Raw genomic sequence first — 20,603 nt, forward strand, 5'->3', positions numbered from 1 at the left:
AGAGTGCCCTTTTTTAAAATGTTATGTTGACATAGAATTATAATTATGATAACATAGCGTAATGTAAGAAAACTAGTAGTTTTGCATTAAAATAAATGTAATTACTGGTTATTGTGAATTAAATTAACAAATAAGGTTATAATAATATGATAAGTGTCTGAATCCAGAAGCATAATGTCCTAATGGAAAGTGTGTTTTTGGTTATTTTAGTTTATACAAGGGGTGAAAGCTGATGGTACATCCTGTCCAACTAGGTAAGAGAACAAGAATGAGTTTTTCAAAGATTGAAGAAGTAACTGATATGCCAAATTTAATTGAGATACAGTTAGATTCTTATGATTGGTTTTTGAAAGAAGGACTTCAAGAGGTTTTTGATGATATAAATCCTATTCAAGATTATACGGGAAATCTTGTTCTAGAGTTCGTAGGATATAAACTTGATATAGAAAATATCAAGTATACTGAAGAACAATGTAAAGAAAGAGATACAACTTACGCAGCACCTTTAAAAGTTAAGGTTAGATTGCGTAATAATGAAACAGGTGAAATCAAGGAGCAAGAAGTCTTTATGGGAGATTTCCCACTGATGACACCACAAGGAACATTTGTTATCAACGGTGCAGAAAGAGTTATAGTAAGTCAATTGGTTAGATCACCAGGAGTTTACTACAATTATTCAGTTGACAAGACAGGAAAAAAACTATACTCAGCTACTGTAATCCCAAATAGAGGTGCATGGCTAGAGTATGAAACAGATTCTAACGATATTGTATATATTAGAATTGACAAGACTAGAAAATTGCCAATAAGTATCTTAGCAAGAGCTATGATGGATAATGGTAGTGATTTAGATTTACATCAATTGTTAGGTGAAGAAGAAAGATTAAAGGCAACAATAGAAAAAGATAATACTAAAACAAGAGAAGAAGCTTTAATAGAAATATATAAGAGATTAAGACCAGGTGAACCACCAACAGTAGATAGTGCTGTATCTCTCATTGATTCATTATTCTTTGATGCTAAGAGATATGATTTGTCAAGAGTTGGTAGATATAAATTCAATAAAAAATTGTCAATTAATCATAGAATAGCAAATCAAATCGCTGCTGAGAATATTGTAAACCCTACAACTGGTGAAGTAATAGTTGAAAAAGATCAAAAAATAGACAGAGAAACTGCTTTAGAAATTCAAAATCTTGGAATTAATGTAGTAGATCTTCAAGTTGAGGATAAAGTAATAAGAGTTATAGGAAATAATTTTGTTAACCTTAATAAGGTAGTTAACTTTGATATTTCTGACCTTAATATTAGGGAAATGGTTCATTATCCAACATTAAAAGAAATACTAGATAATTACAGTGATGAAGTAGAAATTAAAGAGCAAATAAAAGCTAATAAAACTAGATTGATACCAAAACATATAATTAAAGATGATATGTATGCTACAGTGAGCTACGAGTTAGGACTAACTTACGATATCGGTTATATTGATGATATTGATCATTTAGGAAATAGAAGAATTAGATCTGTAGGGGAACTTTTACAGAATCAATTTAGAATTGGATTATCTAGAATGGAAAGAGTTGTTAAGGAAAGAATGACAATTCAAGACCAAGAAGGAATAACTCCTCAAGCATTAATAAACATAAGACCAGTAGCGGCAGCTATAAAAGAATTTTTTGGTAGTTCTCAACTTTCTCAATTTATGGATCAAACAAATCCATTATCAGAACTTACAAACAAAAGGAGATTATCTGCGCTAGGACCAGGTGGGCTTTCAAGAGAGAGAGCTGGTTTTGAAGTTAGAGACGTTCATTACTCGCATTACGGTAGAATGTGTCCAATAGAGACGCCAGAAGGACCTAATATAGGGCTTATCAATTCACTTGCTAGTTATGCTAAGGTAAATGAATATGGATTTATCGAAACACCATATAGACTTGTAGATAAAAAAACATCAATAGTTTCTGACAAGATTGTTTATATGACTGCAGATGAAGAAGATTCATATCTAGTAGCACAAGCAAGCGAACCAATTAGTGAAGATGGTACTTTTGTAGATGATAAGGTAACTGTAAGAAAGACAACAGAAATAATGATTGTTCCCAAAAATGAAGTTGATTTAATGGATATATCACCAAGACAGATAGTTTCTGTTGCAACTGCTATGATTCCATTTCTTGAGAATGATGATGCAAGTCGTGCACTTATGGGTTCGAACATGCAACGTCAAGCAGTACCATTACTTAAATCACAATCTCCAATTGTAGCTACTGGAATAGAATATAGAGCTGCAGTAGATTCTGGTGTTCTTCCGAAAGCTAGAAATGCCGGCATAGTTGAGTACGTAAGTGCTAACGAGATTAAAGTAAGAAGAGATTCGGATAGCGGACTCGATGTTTATAAAATTCTTAAGTTTAAAAGATCTAATCAGGGTACGTGTATAAATCAGAAACCTATAGTTAATAAAGGAGAGAAAGTCGAAGTAAACTCTGTTTTAGCAGATGGTCCTTCAACAGATCTTGGAGAAATAGCTTTAGGTAAGAATATCCGTATTGGGTTTGTAACTTGGGAAGGTTATAATTATGAGGATGCAATGCTAATATCTGAAGAACTTGTTCGTGATGATATATTTACTTCAGTTCATATTGAAGAATACGAATCAGAAGCAAGAGATACTAAGCTTGGACCTGAAGAAATAACTAGAGACATCCCAAATGTTGGAGAGGATGCACTTAAAGACATAGATGAGGGTGGAATAATAAGAATTGGTGCTGAGATAAGATCTGGAGATATCCTTGTGGGAAAAGTGACACCTAAGGGAGAAACAGAGCTTACTGCAGAGGAAAGATTATTAAGAGCAATATTTGGTGAAAAGGCAAGAGAAGTAAGAGATACATCACTTAGGGTGCCACATGGCGAGGCTGGAATTATAGTCGACGTTAAAGTATTCACTAGAGAAAATGGTGATGAACTTCCACCAGGTGTAAATGAACTAGTCAGATGTTATATAGCTCAAAAAAGAAAAATATCTGTAGGCGATAAGATGGCAGGAAGGCATGGTAATAAAGGAGTTATCTCAAGAGTATTACCAGTAGAAGATATGCCATTTTTACCAGATGGAAGACCACTTCAAATATGCTTAAATCCACTAGGAGTTCCTTCTCGTATGAACATAGGTCAGGTACTTGAGGTTCATTTAGGATGGGCAGCTAGTGAACTTGGTTGGCATATTGCAACTCCAGTATTTGATGGTGCGCAAGAAGAAGAAATTGAAGCGTGTTTGATAAAAGCAGGATATGATGCAGATGGAAAAACTGATTTGTATGATGGACGTACAGGAGAAGCACTTGACAGCAGAGTTACTGTTGGATATATGTATATCTTGAAATTACATCATCTAGTAGATGATAAAATACATGCTAGATCTACAGGACCATATTCTCTAGTAACACAGCAACCATTAGGTGGTAAAGCACAGTTTGGTGGCCAAAGATTTGGAGAAATGGAAGTTTGGGCACTGGAAGCTTATGGTTCAGCTCACACGTTGCAAGAGATTCTAACAGTTAAATCTGATGATGTTGTAGGTAGAGTTAAAACATATGAAGCAATTGTTAAAGGTGAGAACATTCCAGAACCAGGCGTGCCTGAATCGTTTAAAGTTCTTATAAAAGAACTGCAAGCGTTATGTCTTAATGTTAAGGTTCTTACTGATGATAGGGAAGAAATTAAGATTAAAGAATCAGTTGATGATGAAATGGAAGAATTAAATCTAAATGTTAATATAGAAGGTTCAGAAGATGTAGTCCCTGAATCTCCAACTGAAGAGTACGTTGAACTTATTGATGAAGATGAAGAAGTAGATGTTGATATAAATTATGATGAAGTGCCGTTAGAAGATTTTGGTGAAGATTTAGAATTGAATGATTTTAATGATGAACATTAATATGAAGGGAGGCTGGACCCTTGTTTGAATTTAATAATTTTGATGCTATTCAAATAGGATTAGCATCACCGGAACAAATTAGAGAATGGTCAAAAGGTGAAGTTAAAAAACCGGAGACCATAAACTATAGAACTTTAAAACCTGAAAGAGATGGACTATTTTGCGAGCGTATATTTGGACCAATAAAAGATTGGGAATGTCACTGTGGAAAATACAAGAGGGTAAGATATAAGGGAATAGTTTGTGATAGATGTGGTGTTGAAGTTACAAAATCAAAAGTAAGACGTGAAAGAATGGGGCATATTGAACTTGCTGCTCCAGTATCTCACATTTGGTATTTTAAAGGAATACCATCTCGTATGGGACTTATCTTAGATATGTCACCTAGATCACTCGAGAAAATTCTTTATTTTGCTTCTTATGTAGTATTGGATCCAAAAGAAACATCACTACTAAGAAAGCAAATACTTAGTGAAAAAGAATATAGAGAAGCTATTGATAAATTTGGTAATGATAGTTTTGTTGCTGGTATGGGTGCAGAATCTGTTAAAGTACTTCTACAAGGAATAAACTTAGAAGAGTTATCTAAGGAATTAAAAGAAGATCTAAAAACAAGTACAGGACAAAAGAGAATTAGAAGTATAAGAAGACTGGATGTATCAGAGTCATTTAGAAAATCAGGGAACAAACCTGAGTGGATAATAATTGATGTAATTCCAGTAATACCACCTGATTTAAGACCAATGGTCCAATTAGATGGAGGAAGATTTGCAACTTCTGATTTGAATGATTTATATAGAAGAGTAATAAACAGAAATAATAGACTTAAAAAGCTTTTAGATTTAGGAGCACCGGATATCATTGTTAGAAATGAAAAAAGGATGCTTCAAGAAGCTGTAGATGCATTAATAGATAATGGAAGACGTGGAAGACCGGTTACAGGCCCAGGAAATAGACCTTTAAAATCTTTGTCTGACATGTTAAAAGGTAAACAAGGAAGATTCAGACAAAATCTACTTGGAAAACGTGTTGATTACTCTGGACGTTCGGTTATAGTTGTTGGACCGGAACTTCAAATGTACCAATGTGGTCTTCCAAAAGAAATGGCTTTAGAATTATTTAAGCCTTTTGTTATGAAAAAACTTGTTGGTAGTGGAGTAGCTCATAATATTAAGAGTGCTAAGAGAATGGTTGAGAGGGTTATGCCTCAAGTATGGGATGTATTAGAAGAAGTAATAGCTGATCATCCGGTATTACTAAATCGTGCACCTACACTTCATAGACTTGGAATTCAAGCTTTCCAACCTATATTAGTAGAGGGTAGAGCTATTAAACTACATCCACTTGTATGTACAGCATATAACGCTGACTTTGATGGAGATCAAATGGCAGTACATGTACCATTATCTGTTGAAGCTCAAGCTGAAGCAAGGTTCTTAATGCTTGCTGCTCACAATATAATGAAGCCATCAGATGGTAAACCAGTTTGTGTGCCTACTCAAGATATGGTTTTAGGAGCTTACTATCTAACTATTGATAAGGATGGTGCTAAAGGTGAGGGAAGAGCATTCTCATCACCAGATGAAGTAATGATGGCATATCAAGTAAAAGATATTGCTATTCATGCAAAAATTAAAGTTAAGCTCTCTGGCGTGGTTAATGGTATCAGTGTAACTTCTGTTATAGAAACTACACCAGGAAAATTAATATTTAATGAAACAATACCTCAGGATTTAGGATTTATTGATAGAAGTATTCCTGGAAACGAATTAAAGTGTGAAATAGATTTCTTAGTAAGTAAAAAGAATCTTGGTAGTATCATTGATAAATGTTACTTGAAATATGGTCCTTCAGAAACTTCTAAGATGTTAGATAAAATTAAGGCTAAAGGATATCATTACTCAACAATTGGAGCAATTACTGTTGCTACATCTGATATGCAAGTTCCAGAAGCTAAAAAAGCATTGTTAAAAGATGCTGATGAAACTGTAAATAAAATTGAGAAAATGTATAGACGAGGATTTATATCCGAGGAAGAAAGATACCAAAGGGTAATAGAAAAATGGACTAAGACTACAGAAGATGTAGCAAACGCATTAATGGATAGTTTGGATAAATTCAATCCAATATTCATGATGGCAGATTCAGGAGCCAGAGGGTCTAAGAGTCAGATTAAACAATTAGCCGGTATGAGAGGCCTTATGGCTAACCCATCAGGTAAGATAATAGAGTTGCCAATTAGAGCGTCATTTAGAGATGGATTAACAGTATTAGAGTATTTCATTTCGACACATGGAGCTAGAAAAGGTAATGCAGATACAGCACTTAAGACTGCTGATTCAGGTTATTTAACAAGAAGACTTGTTGATGTATGCCAAGATGTTATAGTAAGACACGAAGATTGTGGAACAAATGAAGGTTTTGAGGTTTCAGAGATTTGTGATGGTAGTGAAGTAATTGAACAATTAGTTGAAAGATTAACTGGGAGATATTCTGCTGAAAATATTATTCATCCAAAGACAGGTAAAGTAATAGTTCCTAAGGGTGAATATATGGACATAAACTTAGCACAAGAAGTTCAAAATTCTGGTGTTAAAAAAGTTATGATTAGATCGGTATTTACATGTAAAGCTAAAATTGGTGTTTGTGCTAAATGTTATGGAATGAATATGGCAACTTCTCAAAAAATAAATATTGGAGAAGCCGTAGGAATAATTGCAGCTCAATCTATCGGAGAACCAGGAACACAACTTACAATGAGAACATTCCATACAGGTGGAGTAGCAGGATCAGATATAACTCAAGGTCTTCCAAGAGTTGAGGAATTATTTGAAGCTAGAAAACCAAAGGGACTTGCAATAGTAAGCGATGTTTGTGGTACGGTTAAAATGGAAGATACTAAGAAAAAGAGAATTGTAATTGTTATTGGTGATGCAGGAGAAGAATTAAGCTACGATATACCATTTGGTTCAAGATTAAAAGTTGCAAATGGTGATAGAATTGAAGCTGGAGATGAAATAATTGAGGGTTCAGTAAACCCACATGATATCTTAAGAATTAAAGGTGTTCAAGGTGTTAAAAATTATTTATCTTCAGAAGTACAGAAGGTTTACAGGCTTCAAGGTGTTGATATCAATGATAAGCATTTAGAGGTTGTTGTAAGACAGATGACAAGAAAAGTTAAAATTGAAGAATCTGGAGATACTGAACTACTTCCAGGGAATTTAGTGGATATATTTGCTTTTGAAGATGCTAACACAAAAGTTGAGTCTGAAGGTGGAGTACCTGCTGTAGGTAAAATTTCTCTATTAGGAATAACCAAAGCAGCACTTGCAACGGAATCATTCTTGTCAGCAGCATCATTCCAGGAAACAACAAGAGTTCTTACTGATGCAGCTATTAAAGGTAAAATTGATCCATTACTTGGATTGAAAGAAAATGTAATAATTGGAAAGTTAATACCGGCAGGTACTGGTATGACAAGATATAGGACTATAAAGATAAATACTGAAGATGAAGTTAAGGTAGAAAGTGAAAATGATTTAGAACTATAAGTTGTAACTAGTTGACAGGCGGATACTAAAATGATAAAATACACCTTGTGTGTGATTTAAATCGAGTAGATGCATCTTAATTAGATAAATCTTATGATTGTAGTTATGAAGGGAGTTAGAAATGGTAGATAAAATTGTAGGTCAGAAGGTCGTTGGAGTTAAACAAACCCTAAAAGCATTAAAGAATAATCAGGGTAAGGTTTTGTATATAGCCAAAGATGCTGATAATAATATTACTGAGCCTATTTTAAAATTAGCCAAAGTTAATTCCCTGCAAATAATATTTGTAGACACAATGAAAGAACTAGGAAATCTTTGTGACATAGATGTTGCATCAGCAACAGCATTGCGTTTTGAAGATTAAATTAATGCTAGCTACTAAATAATATAGATATATCATGTGATAACATAGCGTAAGTTGTGTTATGACACATTGATATAAATGAAAATTATCTTATAAAAATGGGGAGGTGAAACCATGCCAACTATTAACCAATTGATAAGAAAAGGCAGAAAGACATTAGCTACAAAATCAGCTGCACCAGCATTAAAAAATTGCCCACAAAAAAGAGGCGTTTGTACAGTAGTTAAAACGACAACTCCTAAGAAGCCAAACTCAGCATTAAGAAAAGTTGCAAGAGTTAGACTTACAAACGGATACGAAGTTACTGCTTACATTCCAGGTGTAGGCCACAATTTACAAGAACATAGTGTTGTTCTTATAAGAGGTGGAAAAGTTAAAGATTTACCAGGAGTTAGATACCATATCATCAGAGGAACATTAGATTCAGCTGGAGTTGCAGGTAGACTACAAAGTAGATCTAAATACGGTACTAAGAGACCAAAGCAGGCAAAAAAATAATGCTTTGAATTAAGGTACAATGTCTTCAGCATTTATATATATGATAAGTTTATATTTACATACATTTGCAGAAGTACAGAGTGCTTTGCGGTAGAAATATCGAGTACCTATGAGTTAATTAAAATTGTTAAGGAGGGAAGTAAAGTGCCTAGAAAAGGATATGTTGCAAAAAGAGATGTATTACCAGATCCTATGTACAACAGCAAAGTCGTTACAAAGTTAATAAACAATGTAATGGAGGATGGTAAAAGAGGAGTAGCACAAAAAATATGCTATGAAGCTTTTGACATAATCAAAGAAAAGACAGGTAAAGAACCTTTAGAGGTTTTTGAAGCAGCATTAAATAATGTTATGCCATTACTTGAAGTAAAAGCTAGAAGAATAGGTGGAGCTAATTATCAAGTGCCTATCGAAGTTAGACCTGAGAGAAGACAAACATTAGGATTAAGATGGTTATTACTCGCTGCAGATAAAAGAGGCGAGAAATATGCAAGAGAAAAACTTGCTAATGAGTTACTTGAGGCTTCAAACAACACTGGAGCAGCAGTAAAGAAAAGAGAAGACATTCACAAGATGGCTGAAGCTAACAAAGCTTTCGCTCATTACAGGTATTAATATCAAAACTGTTTTGGCTTTGCCAAGACAGTTTTGTCAAATTTAAAATCACTCGTTGAGGGGAGGAACAAATAGTGGGTAGAGAATATGCTTTAGAAAAGTTCCGTAACATAGGTATTATGGCTCATATTGATGCTGGTAAAACAACTACTACTGAACGTATACTATTCTATACAGGTAAAACACATAAAATAGGTGAAGTTCATGATGGTGGAGCTACAATGGATTGGATGGTACAAGAACAAGAAAGAGGTATTACAATAACGTCTGCGGCTACAACTTGTTTTTGGAAGGGTTATAATATAAACATTATTGACACACCAGGGCACGTAGATTTCACAATTGAAGTTCAGAGAGCTTTAAGAGTGCTTGATGGTGCAGTTGCTGTATTTGCTGCAAAAGGTGGAGTTGAACCACAATCTGAAACGGTGTGGAGACAAGCTGCTAAATACAATGTTCCAAGAATGGCGTATGTTAATAAAATGGATATAATGGGCGCAGATTTTTATAGAGTTGTTGAGATGATGAGAGAAAGACTTCAAGCTAATGCAGTTCCAATACAACTTCCAATAGGTAAAGAAGAAGGATTCGTCGGTATTATAGATTTGATTAGAAATATTGCAGAGGTCTATAAAGACGATTTAGGAACTCAGATAGAAGAAATAGAGATTCCTGAAGATATGAAAGAGTTAGCTGAAGAATATAGAGCAGCTATGGTAGAAGCAATAGCTGAACTAGACGAAAATCTTATGATGAAATATCTTGATGGTGAAGAAATAAGTGAAGAAGAGTTAAAAGCAGCATTAAGAAAAGGCGTACTTAATAATGAAATAGTACCTGTAATCTGTGGTTCTTCATACAAAAACAAAGGTGTTCAAATGATGATAGATGCTGTTATAGAATACATGCCATCACCACTTGATATACCTAATGTTAAAGGACAAGATATTGATAATGGTGAACCTTTGGAAAGACATCCAAGTGATGATGAACCAATGGCAGCATTAGCATTTAAAATAGCCACAGACCCATTTGTTGGTAGACTTTGTTTTACAAGAGTTTACTCAGGCATAATGAAAACTGGTACATATGTTTTAAATGCTAACAAAGGTAAAAAAGAGAGAATTGCTAGGCTAGTTAAAATGCATGCTAATCACAGAGAAGAAGTTGATGAATTACGTGCAGGAGAATTAGGTGCAATAATTGGACTTAAAAATACAACTACTGGAGAAACTTTATGTGATGAAGATCATCCAATATTGTTTGAAACCATGGACTTCCCAGATCCAGTTATTCATGTAGCTATTGAGCCTAAAACTAAAGTAGGCCAAGAAAAATTAGGAATGGCTCTTTCAAAACTCTCAGAAGAAGATCCTACTTTCCAAACGTATACTGATCAAGAAACTGGTCAAACAATAATTGGTGGTATGGGAGAGCTTCATCTAGAGATTATTGTTGATAGACTTCAAAGAGAATTTAAAGTTGAGTGCAATGTAGGTAAGCCACAAGTTGCGTACAAAGAAACAATACGTAAACAAGTTAAAGCAGAAGGTAAATACATTAAACAATCAGGTGGACGTGGACAATACGGTCACTGTTGGATAGAGTTAATACCAACTACTGAACCCTACTCATTTGAAAATGCTACTGTTGGTGGATCTATTCCAAAAGAATTTATAGGACCAATAGAAAATGGAATTAAAGAAGCATCAAAAAGTGGTATTCTTGCTGGATACCCAGTTCTTAACTTTAAGGTTAGAGTAGTTGATGGTTCATATCATGATGTTGACTCAAATGAAATGGCATTTAAGGTTGCTGGTTCTATGGCTTTCAAAAATGGTATGGCAAAGGCAGAGCCAGTATTGCTTGAACCAATAATGAAAGTTGAAGTAACAGTGCCAGAGGAATACATGGGCGATGTTATGGGAGATATTAATTCAAGAAGAGGTAGAATTGAAGGAATGGAAGCTGAATCAGGCGCTCAAGTAATAAGAGCAATGGTTCCATTATCTGAAATGTTTGGATATTCTACAACGCTTAGATCAAGAACTCAAGGTAGAGGAGTATACAGTATGGAATTTGCTGCATATGAACCAGTTCCAAAGAGTATTCAAGAGCAAGTTATAGGCGAAAAATAATAATTAATATATGAGATAATATGTAAATATAAGGAGGAATACAAAATGGCAAAGGCAAAGTTTGAAAGAACAAAACCACATGTAAACATAGGAACAATAGGGCACGTAGATCACGGCAAGACAACATTAACAGCTGCAATAACTGCTGTACTTGCAACTAAGGGATTAGCAGAAGCATCTAGGTTTGACCAAATTGATAAAGCACCAGAGGAAAGAGAAAGAGGAATAACAATTAACACATCACATGTTGAATATGAAACACAAAATAGACATTATGCACATGTTGATTGCCCAGGACATGCAGATTATGTAAAGAACATGATTACAGGAGCAGCACAAATGGATGGAGCAATCCTAGTTGTTAGTGCGGCAGATGGTCCAATGCCTCAAACAAGAGAACATATATTACTTGCAAGCAGAGTTGGAGTAGGTTATATAGTAGTATTCTTGAACAAAGCAGATATGGTTGATGATCCAGAATTATTAGAATTAGTTGAAATGGAAGTAAGAGAATTATTAAGTGAGTATGACTTCCCTGGTGATGATATTCCAATTATAACGGGATCAGCATTAAAAGCATTAGAAAATCCAACAGACCCAGAAGCAACAAAATGTATATATGAATTAATGGAAGCTGTAGATACTTACATTCCAACACCAACAAGAGCAACAGATAAACCATTCTTAATGCCAGTTGAGGATGTATTCACAATCACAGGTAGAGGAACAGTTGCTACAGGAAGAGTTGAAACTGGGATACTTAAGGTTGGGGAAGAAGTAGAAATAGTTGGACTTAGTGAAGACAAAAGAAAAGTTGTATGTACTGGAGTTGAAATGTTTAGAAAACTTCTAGATCAAGCAATGGCTGGAGACAACATTGGAGCATTATTAAGAGGAGTACAAAGAGCAGACATTGAAAGAGGTCAAGTGCTTGCAAAACCAGGTTCAATACATCCACATTCAAAATTTGTAGGTCAAGTATATGTACTTAAAAAAGAAGAAGGCGGAAGACATACACCATTCTTCGACGGATACAGACCACAATTTTATTTTAGAACTACAGATGTAACAGGATCAATCAAATTACCAGACGGAATGGAAATGGTAATGCCAGGAGACCACATAGATATGAATGTAGAATTAATTACTCAAGTAGCAATGGATGAGGGATTAAGATTTGCAATCAGAGAAGGTGGAAGAACAGTAGGTTCTGGAGTTGTTACTTCAATAGTTAAATAGTAATTAATAAGATATTTTTTATAATCAATTGATGATTTTAATATAATAAAAGCTTTTATTATTAAGGGGAAGAGGACGCTCTTCTCCTTTTAAATACGGAAAAAATCATGTATAAATATGAATAAAAATAACAAATATAAAAATAATTAAATAATAAAAAAAAATACTTGTCAAAGCAAAAGAAATGTTGTATACTTTAGAGGTTGTATTGTGGTAACAGTGATGAGGTAAGAGGTTGCCGGACTTCCGGGTAATTCTTCACCGAACATGTCCTGATCTTGAATCGGGCGACGGGGTTCCTACGATTGTTTCATGTTTTTATTTCACGAAACACCCGGAACAGTTTACAGAACATCCGCTGTTGCACGTAAGAAGTAGAGCGTGCGATGAAAAGGAGGAAATAATAATGATAAAGCAAAAAATTAGAATTAGATTAAAGGCTTTTGATCACACTATATTAGATCAATCAGCTGAAAAAATTGTTCAAACTGCTAAAAGTACAGGAGCTAAAGTAGCTGGTCCAGTGCCACTACCTACAGAAAAAGATGTAATAACAGTATTAAGAGCTCCACATAAATATAAAGATTCAAGAGAACAATTCGAAATAAGAACTCATAAGAGACTAATAGATATCATTAGTCCATCACCTAAAACTGTTGATGCTCTAATGAGACTCGACTTACCAGCTGGTGTTGATATCGAAATAAAATTATAGGCGTACATAGAAGTGCGATAAAACGTAAGTAATAGTTTGCTATTACTAACTATTATGATCACTATTGTGGTCCGCTAATAAGTAGGAGGTGTATTTTCATGAAAAAAGGAATAATGGGTAAAAAACTTGGTATGACTCAAATATTTGATGAAAATAGAAAAGTTGTTCCAGTAACAGTTGTTGAAGCAGGTCCATGTGTTGTTGTTCAAATTAAAACCGTTGAAAATGATGGTTATAGTGCAATTAAAGTTGGTTTTGGTGACATAAGAGAAAAGTTAGTTAACAAACCAATGCAAGGACAATTTGCTAAAGCAGGTACTTCTTTAAGAAGATTCGTAAAAGAATTTAGAATGGAAGATACAAGTGCTTATGAAGTAGGTCAAGAGTTTAAGGCTGATATATTTGCAGCTGGAGATAAAATTGACGTATCAGGGATATCTAAAGGTAAGGGATTCCAAGGTTGTATTAAAAGATGGAATCAGCATACAGGACCAATGAGTCATGGTTCTAAGTTTAAGAGAGCAGTTGGATCAATGGGAGCATCTTCTGATCCATCAAAAACGTTTAAAAATAAACGTATGCCAGGTCACATGGGTAATGTTAGTAGAACGGTAATGAACCTTGTAATAGTTAAAGTAATGCCTGAAAAGAACATTATATTAATTAAAGGTGGCATTCCAGGACCAAACAAAGGTACAGTTGTAATAAGAAATGCTGTTAAAGCGTAACTTTAAAGAAAGGAGGATGCAGAATGCTTAAATTAGATTTATTTAATAAACAAGCACAAAAAGTTGGAGATATTCAATTAAATGAAAGTATATTTGGAGTTGAAATCAATGCAGATGCTATGCATCAAGTTGTTGTAGCACAACTTGCAAATAAAAGACAAGGAACTCAATCAGCTAAAACAAGAGCTGAAGTTCGAGGCGGTGGAATTAAGCCTTGGAGACAAAAAGGAACTGGTAGGGCAAGACAAGGTTCTATTAGAGCGCCACAATGGATACATGGTGGTATAGTATTTGCTCCAAAGCCAAGAGATTACCGTATGTCTGTACCAAAGTCAATGAGAAGAGTTGCTTTCAAATCAGCTTTATCAGCTAAAGTAGCTGAAAATGAAATGATAGTAATTGATAGTTTAGAATTTGACTCACCAAAAACTAAGGCAATGTTAGAGATTTTAAAAGCTTTTGATGCTAAGAAAACTTTAATAGTTGTTGAAACTTCAGATGAGAATGTTTATAAATCAGGAAGAAATATACCTGGAGTACAAGTTACACCAGTAAATAACTTGAATGTTTATGACATACTTAAATATGAAAAATTCATAGTTACAAAGGATGCTGTATCTAAGATTGAGGAGGTGTATATATAATGAAGCTAACTAGCCATGATATTATAAGAAAACCAGTAATTACTGAAAAAAGTATGGCGGTAATGGCTGATAAAAAATACACCTTTATAGTTGATATCCATGCAAATAAAACTCAGGTTAAAAAAGCAGTAGAAGAAGTATTTGGAGTTGTCGTTGAAAATGTAAGAACTTTAAAAAATATAGGTAAAACTAAAAGAGTTGGAGTTCACATTGGAAAAAGAGCTGACTTTAAAAAAGCTATTGTTACTTTAACAACAGAAAGTAAAACAATTGAGTTTTTTGATGGTATGTAATTATTAAGCTAGTATTGGCAGAAGCCAGATAAGCGAGAAAAAAGGAGGGAATTCACATGGCAATTAAAAAATTCAGACCCACCACACCTTCAAGAAGAAATATGACTATGTCTGATTTTGAAGAAATAACAACAGATAAGCCACTAAAATCACTTCTTGTAAGTACTAAAAGACAAGGTGGTAGAAATAATCAAGGTAAAATAACTGTTCGTCACAGAGGTGGTGGAGCAAAACAAAGTTATAGAATAATTGATTTTAAGAGAAACAAAGATGCAATTCCAGCAAAAGTATCTACAATTGAGTATGATCCAAACAGATCTGCTTACATAGCTCTTGTTGTTTATGCTGATGGTGAAAAAAGATACATAATTGCTCCAGTTGGTTTAAAAGTTGGAGATGTAATTGTATCTGGTGCCGATGCTGATATAAAAGTTGGAAATACACTTCCAATAATTAATATACCATTGGGTTCTACAATTCATAATATAGAATTACAAGTAGGAAAAGGTGCTCAACTTGTAAGATCTGCAGGTTCTTCAGCTCAGCTTATGGCTAAAGAAGGAGAATATGCTCAAGTAAGACTTCCAAGTGGTGAGGTAAGATATATTAGAGTAAACTGTAGAGCTACTATAGGAACAGTTTCTAATTTAACGCATGACATTGTTAACATAGGTAAAGCAGGAAGAAAAAGACACTTAGGATTTAGACCTACAGTCAGAGGATCAGTAATGAATCCGAACGATCATCCACATGGTGGTGGAGAAGGTAAGTCACCAGTTGGTCACGCTAGTCCAATGACACCTTGGGGTAAACCAGCATTAGGATATAAAACTAGAAAGACCAAAAAATACTCTGACAAATTTATTGTCAAAGGTAAAAATAGAAAATAGTTTGAGGAGAATTAATTCTTTTGAAAGCTATGTTTATTGTGTATGAAGGGAGGCCACAAAATGAGTAGATCAGTAAAAAAAGGACCTTATGTACAAGAAGTTCTGTTAAAAAGAATAAATGAAATGAACAAAAATGGTGAGAAAAAAGTAATAAAGACTTGGTCAAGAAGTTCTACTATTTTCCCACAAATGATAGGGCATACTATCGCAGTTCATGATGGAAGAAAACATGTGCCAGTTTATGTTCTTGAAGATATGGTAGGACATAAATTAGGAGAATTCGCATTAACTAGAACATTTAAAGGACACATTGACAGAGAAAGAACTAGCAAAGTAAAATAGTGCTGGAAGGAGGAAACATCAATGGAGGCTAAAGCTATAGCTAAATACGTAAGAACTTCTTCAATGAAAATGGGGATTGTTCTTGGGTTAATAAGAGGTAAAAATGTAAATGAAGCTTTTGCTATATTACAATACACTCCAAAAAATGCAGCTGAAGTAATTAACAAAGTACTTAAATCAGCTGTAGCAAATGCAGAAAACAACTTAAATTTAGATATTAATAGACTATTTGTTGCTGAAGCTTATGCATGCCAAGGTCCAACACTTAAGAGGTTTAGACCGCGTGCACAAGGAAGAGCTTATAGAATAAGAAAAAGATCTAGTCATGTCACTATTATAGTTACAGAGAGATCATAAGAAGGAGGGTTATAGCGTGGGACAGAAAATACATCCACATGGCTTTAGAGTCGGTGTAATAAAGGATTGGAGTTCTAAATGGTATGCAGATAAAAAGAATTTTTCAGATAATCTTGTTGAAGATTTTAAGATTAGAAAATTCTTAAAAAGTAAACTTTATACAGCTGGAATTTCTAAAATTGAAATTGAAAGAGCGGCTAAAAGAGTTAAAATCAACATACACACTGCTAAACCAGGAATGGTAATTGGTAGAGGTGGCTCTGGTATTGAAGTTATAAAACTTGATATGAAAAAATTAGTAGCTGATAAAAATGTTTTAATTAACATAGTAGAAGTTAAACAAGCAGAAAATAATGCTCAATTAATGTCAGAAAATGTTGCTTCTCAATTAGAAAAGAGAATTTCTTTTAGAAGAGCAATGAAACAGACAATTCAAAGAGCTATGAGATCTAATGTAAAGGGAGTCAAGATTGCTTGTGCAGGAAGACTTGGCGGAGCTGAAATAGCTAGAACTGAACATTATCATGAAGGTACAATACCATGCCAAACATTAAGAGCTGACATAGACTATGGATTTGCAGAAGCAAATACAGTATATGGCAAAATAGGCGTTAAAGTTTGGGTATATAGAGGTGAAATTCTTCCTACAAAGAAAACTGTTAAGGAAGAAGTAGAAGCGTAGAAGCGTAGAAGTGTAAGGAAGGAGGAATAAGACATGTTAATGCCTAAGAGATCTAAACATCGTAAGGTTCAACGTGGTAGAATGAGAGGAAAAGCTACAAGAGGAAACTTTATTGCATATGGTGATTATGCATTACAAGCTATGGAATGTGGTTGGGTTAAAAGCAATCAAATTGAAGCTGCCAGAGTTGCTATCAATAGAGAAGTTAAAAGAGGCGGAAAGGTTTGGATAAAAATCTTCCCTGATAAGCCAGTAACTGAAAAACCAGCTGAAACTCGTATGGGTTCAGGTAAAGGATCAGTAGAATATTGGGTAGCAGTTGTTAAGCCAGGTAGAGTCTTATTCGAAATCGCAGGAGTAACAGAAGAAGCAGCTAGAGAGGCAATGAGACTTGCTTCACACAAACTTCCAATAAAAACTAAGTTTGTATCTAGAAAAGATTTCGAGGAAATGGGTGGTGAAGTCATTGAAGGCTAATGAATTAAAAGAATTAAGACAAAGTAATCCTCAAGATTTACTAGTGAAAATGTCTGATCTTAAGGCAGAATTATTTAACCTTAGATTTCAGTTAGCTACAGGGCAACTAGAAAATCCTATGAGAATTAAGCAAGTGAAAAAATCTATAGCCCAAATTAAGACCATCCTTAGGCAAGAAGAAATAAAGGCTTTAGAACAGTAAAACTGAAAGGAGGTTGCTTTTGTGGAAAGAAATAATAGAAAAACACGAACAGGTAGAGTAGTTTCTGATAAAATGGATAAGACAATAGTTGTTGCAATTGAAACAAAAGTTCGTCATCCATTATACGGAAAAATAATTAATACAACAACAAAATTTAAAGCTCATGATGAAAATAATGAAGCTAAAATCAATGATAAAGTTACAATTATGGAAACTAGACCATTATCTAAAGATAAAAGATGGAGAATTACTGGTATAGTTGAAAAAGCTAAATAACATTTCAGTTCAACGACTGAAAGGAGGGTATTCGATATGATACAACAGCAAAGTAAATTAAAAGTCGCAGATAATTCTGGTGCAAAAGAAATTATGTGTATTAGAGTATTAGGTGGTTCCAAGAGAAAGTGGGGAAACATCAGTGACACAATAGTTGCTAGCGTAAAAAGTGCAACACCAGGTGGAGTTGTTAAAAAAGGTGAAGTTGTTAAAGCAGTTATAGTCAGATCAGTAAAAGGGTTAAGAAGAGCAGATGGAACTTATGTTAGATTTGATGATAATGCTGCTGTTATTATAAAAGACGACAAAACCCCAAAAGGAACTCGTATATTCGGACCTGTTGCAAGGGAGTTAAGGGATAAAGACTTCACTAAGATCTTATCACTAGCGCCTGAAGTTCTATAAGATAGGAGGTGTCTAACATGGCAGTTAAAAAAGTACACGTGAAAAAAAATGATTCAGTAATGGTTATTTCAGGTAAAGACAAAGGTAAAATAAGCGAAGTCTTAGCTGTATATCCTAAAACTGGCAAAGTTTTAGTGAAAGATGTTAGTGTAATTACAAAACATCAGAAACCAAGCAAACAAAATATGCAAGGTGGTATAACTCACAGAGAAGCGGCTATTAATAGTTCTAAGGTTATGTTATATTGCACAAAGTGCAAAAATGTAACTAGAATAAATAGTAAGATTCTAGAAGATGGAACTAAAGTAAGAGTTTGCAAAAAATGTGCAGAAACATTTTAATTCCTGAAAGGAGGTTTAACATATGAGTTCAAGACTACAAGAAAAATATGAAAAAGAAGTAGTTCAAGCTTTGATGGAGAAATTCGGTTATAAAAACATAATGGAAGTTCCTAAGCTTGAAAAGATAGTATTGAATATGGGAGTTGGAGAAGCTAAAGATAACTCTAAGGTTTTAGATGCAGCAATAAGTGATATGCAGATTATTGCAGGTCAAAAGCCGATTATAACAAGAGCAAAGAAATCTATAGCTAACTTTAAACTAAGAGAAAATACACCAATAGGGTGTAAAGTTACTTTAAGAAAAGCTCAAATGTTCGAATTTGCCGATAAATTAATGAACGTTGCATTACCTAGAGTTAGAGATTTTAGAGGAGCTTCTTCTAAAGCATTTGATGGTAGAGGGAATTATGCTATAGGAATTAAAGAACAACTTATTTTTCCTGAAATAGAATATGATAAAATTGATAAAATTAGAGGAATGGATATAATATTCGTTACTACAGCAAAGACAGACGAGGAAGCAAGAGAATTATTAAGATTCCTTGGAATGCCATTTGCTCAATAATTAGGAGGGAAACATATGGCACGTAAGGCTTTAATAGAGAAATGGAAAAAAGAACCTAAATATTCAACTAGAGCTTATACAAGATGCAGACTTTGTGGAAGACCACATTCAGTATTACAAAAATTTGGTATATGCCGTATCTGTTTTAGAGAACTTGCACACAAGGGAGAAATTCCTGGTTGCAGAAAAGCAAGTTGGTAATTAGAACATTCTAATGAAAGGAGGCACGAAAAATGGTTATGACTGACCCAATCGCAGATTTGCTAACACGTATAAGAAATGCAAATGTTGTAAGACATGAAATAGTAGAAGTACCTTCATCAACTATAAAGAAGGAAATAGCAAATATATTACTTCAAGAAGGTTACCTTAAAAATATCGAAGAGTACAATGATGGTGTCGTTCCTATGATGAGACTTGCAATGAAATATGGTCAAAATAAGGAAAGAGTTATTACTGGACTTAAGAGAATATCTAAACCTGGTTTAAGAGTATATTCTAAAAATGAAGATATTCCAAAAGTATTGAATGGATTAGGAGTTGCTATAATATCAACTTCTAAAGGATTAGTAGCAGATAGAGAAGCTAGAAAATTAGGCTTAGGCGGAGAAGTTATTTGTTATATTTGGTAGTCTAATAATTCTAAGTCATAACGGTTATAACTTGTTATGTACATAGTGATAATAGATAATTAGTTAACAATTAAAAAAGATATATGAGATATAATTATGAATAATAGTTATATGTCTGAAAAGAATACAGGAGGTGTAAGTATGTCAAGAATCGGAAGACTTCCAGTAGTTATACCTAATGGAGTAACTGTTACAGTTTCACCAGTTAATGTTGTTAATGTAAAAGGACCAAAAGGTGAGCTAACTCAAAACATGAGTACTAAAATGAATATAGCTATGGAAGACAATACTGTGGTAGTTACAAGACCAAGTGATGTAAAAGAGCATAGAGCTCTTCATGGATTGACAAGATCATTAATAAACAATATGGTTATTGGTGTTGTAGAGGGATATGAGAAAACACTTGAATTGGTTGGTGTTGGTTATAGAGCTCAACTTAAAGACGGTAAAATAACATTAAGTCTTGGATATTCACATCCAGTTATAATAGATGCAGTTCCAGGAATCCAATTTATATTACCAGATGCTAATAAAATAATAGTAAAAGGCATTGATAAGCAATTAGTTGGAGCTGTTGCAGCAGAAATAAGAACTTGGAGAAAACCAGAACCTTACAAAGGCAAGGGAATCAGATATTCTGGAGAAATTGTTAGACGTAAGGAAGGTAAAACAGGTAAATAAGTAGGAAGGAGTGAATGAT

24 protein-coding genes are annotated in these 20,603 nt (G+C 34.0%); all 24 read left to right on the top strand.

Annotation, left to right across the window (positions count from 1 at the left end; translation table 11 throughout):
- The first annotated feature begins 232 nt into the window (after nt 1-232).
- The gene (rpoB, locus tag KPL37_RS10480; RefSeq protein WP_216149086.1) at nt 233-3,946 is read left to right on the top strand and encodes a DNA-directed RNA polymerase subunit beta; all 3,714 of its coding nucleotides are present in this window, start codon (nt 233-235) and stop codon (nt 3,944-3,946) included.
- A 20-nt stretch (nt 3,947-3,966) separates the two neighbouring features.
- Complete coding sequence (rpoC, locus tag KPL37_RS10485) at nt 3,967-7,500, top strand: DNA-directed RNA polymerase subunit beta' (RefSeq protein WP_216149088.1); 3,534 nt, start codon at nt 3,967-3,969, stop codon at nt 7,498-7,500.
- A 121-nt stretch (nt 7,501-7,621) separates the two neighbouring features.
- The gene (locus KPL37_RS10490) at nt 7,622-7,864 is read left to right on the top strand and encodes a ribosomal L7Ae/L30e/S12e/Gadd45 family protein (protein WP_216149090.1); all 243 of its coding nucleotides are present in this window, start codon (nt 7,622-7,624) and stop codon (nt 7,862-7,864) included.
- A gap of 114 nt (nt 7,865-7,978) precedes the next feature.
- Nucleotides 7,979-8,362, top strand: coding sequence for a 30S ribosomal protein S12 (rpsL, locus tag KPL37_RS10495; protein WP_071614637.1), 384 nt, complete (start codon nt 7,979-7,981; stop codon nt 8,360-8,362).
- 144 nt (nt 8,363-8,506) lie between these two features.
- Nucleotides 8,507-8,977 carry a 30S ribosomal protein S7 gene (gene rpsG / locus KPL37_RS10500; protein WP_216149092.1) on the top strand — a complete coding sequence of 157 codons (471 nt, stop codon included), beginning with the start codon at nt 8,507-8,509 and terminating at the stop codon, nt 8,975-8,977.
- Between the two features lie 74 nt (nt 8,978-9,051).
- Nucleotides 9,052-11,115: an elongation factor G gene (gene fusA, locus KPL37_RS10505; RefSeq protein ID WP_216149094.1), complete on the top strand. Its 2,064-nt coding sequence runs from the start codon at nt 9,052-9,054 to the stop codon at nt 11,113-11,115.
- 45 nt (nt 11,116-11,160) lie between these two features.
- Entirely contained in the window at nt 11,161-12,354 is a 1,194-nt protein-coding gene (tuf, locus tag KPL37_RS10510; RefSeq protein WP_216149096.1) for an elongation factor Tu, read from the top strand.
- A 406-nt stretch (nt 12,355-12,760) separates the two neighbouring features.
- On the top strand, nt 12,761-13,069 hold the full coding sequence (rpsJ, locus tag KPL37_RS10515; RefSeq protein ID WP_216149098.1) for a 30S ribosomal protein S10: 309 nt from the start codon (nt 12,761-12,763) through the stop codon (nt 13,067-13,069).
- Nucleotides 13,070-13,167: 98 nt separating this feature from the next.
- Nucleotides 13,168-13,797: a 50S ribosomal protein L3 gene (gene rplC / locus KPL37_RS10520; RefSeq protein WP_216149101.1), complete on the top strand. Its 630-nt coding sequence runs from the start codon at nt 13,168-13,170 to the stop codon at nt 13,795-13,797.
- Nucleotides 13,798-13,820: 23 nt separating this feature from the next.
- Nucleotides 13,821-14,441 (top strand): 50S ribosomal protein L4, encoded by a 621-nt coding sequence (gene rplD / locus KPL37_RS10525; protein ID WP_216149103.1) that lies wholly within the window; start codon nt 13,821-13,823, stop codon nt 14,439-14,441.
- Nucleotides 14,441-14,734, top strand: coding sequence for a 50S ribosomal protein L23 (rplW, locus tag KPL37_RS10530; RefSeq protein ID WP_071614630.1), 294 nt, complete (start codon nt 14,441-14,443; stop codon nt 14,732-14,734). The genes rplD and rplW overlap by 1 nt, the downstream gene beginning before the upstream one ends.
- A 56-nt stretch (nt 14,735-14,790) precedes the next feature.
- On the top strand, nt 14,791-15,624 hold the full coding sequence (rplB, locus tag KPL37_RS10535; RefSeq protein ID WP_216149105.1) for a 50S ribosomal protein L2: 834 nt from the start codon (nt 14,791-14,793) through the stop codon (nt 15,622-15,624).
- 60 nt (nt 15,625-15,684) lie between these two features.
- The gene (gene rpsS, locus KPL37_RS10540; RefSeq protein WP_216149107.1) at nt 15,685-15,966 is read left to right on the top strand and encodes a 30S ribosomal protein S19; all 282 of its coding nucleotides are present in this window, start codon (nt 15,685-15,687) and stop codon (nt 15,964-15,966) included.
- 21 nt (nt 15,967-15,987) lie between these two features.
- Nucleotides 15,988-16,323, top strand: coding sequence for a 50S ribosomal protein L22 (rplV, locus tag KPL37_RS10545; RefSeq protein WP_216149109.1), 336 nt, complete (start codon nt 15,988-15,990; stop codon nt 16,321-16,323).
- Nucleotides 16,324-16,339: 16 nt separating this feature from the next.
- A complete protein-coding gene (gene rpsC, locus KPL37_RS10550; RefSeq protein ID WP_216149111.1) occupies nt 16,340-17,005 on the top strand; it encodes a 30S ribosomal protein S3 in 666 nt (221 codons plus the stop codon).
- 33 nt (nt 17,006-17,038) lie between these two features.
- The gene (gene rplP / locus KPL37_RS10555) at nt 17,039-17,482 is read left to right on the top strand and encodes a 50S ribosomal protein L16 (RefSeq protein WP_071614625.1); all 444 of its coding nucleotides are present in this window, start codon (nt 17,039-17,041) and stop codon (nt 17,480-17,482) included.
- The gene (gene rpmC / locus KPL37_RS10560) at nt 17,472-17,684 is read left to right on the top strand and encodes a 50S ribosomal protein L29 (protein WP_071614624.1); all 213 of its coding nucleotides are present in this window, start codon (nt 17,472-17,474) and stop codon (nt 17,682-17,684) included. Before rplP ends, rpmC begins: the two co-directional genes overlap by 11 nt.
- A 21-nt stretch (nt 17,685-17,705) precedes the next feature.
- Nucleotides 17,706-17,960 carry a 30S ribosomal protein S17 gene (rpsQ, locus tag KPL37_RS10565; RefSeq protein ID WP_071614623.1) on the top strand — a complete coding sequence of 85 codons (255 nt, stop codon included), beginning with the start codon at nt 17,706-17,708 and terminating at the stop codon, nt 17,958-17,960.
- 36 nt (nt 17,961-17,996) lie between these two features.
- Nucleotides 17,997-18,365 carry a 50S ribosomal protein L14 gene (gene rplN / locus KPL37_RS10570; protein ID WP_071614622.1) on the top strand — a complete coding sequence of 123 codons (369 nt, stop codon included), beginning with the start codon at nt 17,997-17,999 and terminating at the stop codon, nt 18,363-18,365.
- A gap of 17 nt (nt 18,366-18,382) precedes the next feature.
- Nucleotides 18,383-18,706 carry a 50S ribosomal protein L24 gene (gene rplX, locus KPL37_RS10575; RefSeq protein ID WP_071614621.1) on the top strand — a complete coding sequence of 108 codons (324 nt, stop codon included), beginning with the start codon at nt 18,383-18,385 and terminating at the stop codon, nt 18,704-18,706.
- A 22-nt stretch (nt 18,707-18,728) separates the two neighbouring features.
- The gene (gene rplE, locus KPL37_RS10580; RefSeq protein WP_216149113.1) at nt 18,729-19,271 is read left to right on the top strand and encodes a 50S ribosomal protein L5; all 543 of its coding nucleotides are present in this window, start codon (nt 18,729-18,731) and stop codon (nt 19,269-19,271) included.
- A 15-nt stretch (nt 19,272-19,286) separates the two neighbouring features.
- Nucleotides 19,287-19,472 carry a type Z 30S ribosomal protein S14 gene (locus KPL37_RS10585; protein WP_071614619.1) on the top strand — a complete coding sequence of 62 codons (186 nt, stop codon included), beginning with the start codon at nt 19,287-19,289 and terminating at the stop codon, nt 19,470-19,472.
- A gap of 32 nt (nt 19,473-19,504) precedes the next feature.
- Nucleotides 19,505-19,903, top strand: coding sequence for a 30S ribosomal protein S8 (gene rpsH, locus KPL37_RS10590; protein WP_071614618.1), 399 nt, complete (start codon nt 19,505-19,507; stop codon nt 19,901-19,903).
- A 141-nt stretch (nt 19,904-20,044) separates the two neighbouring features.
- Nucleotides 20,045-20,584: a 50S ribosomal protein L6 gene (gene rplF / locus KPL37_RS10595; RefSeq protein WP_071614617.1), complete on the top strand. Its 540-nt coding sequence runs from the start codon at nt 20,045-20,047 to the stop codon at nt 20,582-20,584.
- Nucleotides 20,585-20,603 lie beyond the last annotated feature (19 nt).

It is taken from the genome of Clostridium frigoris, assembly GCF_018861865.1.
In the GTDB taxonomy this organism is placed as follows: Bacteria; Bacillota; Clostridia; order Clostridiales; family Clostridiaceae; genus Clostridium_AD; species Clostridium_AD frigoris.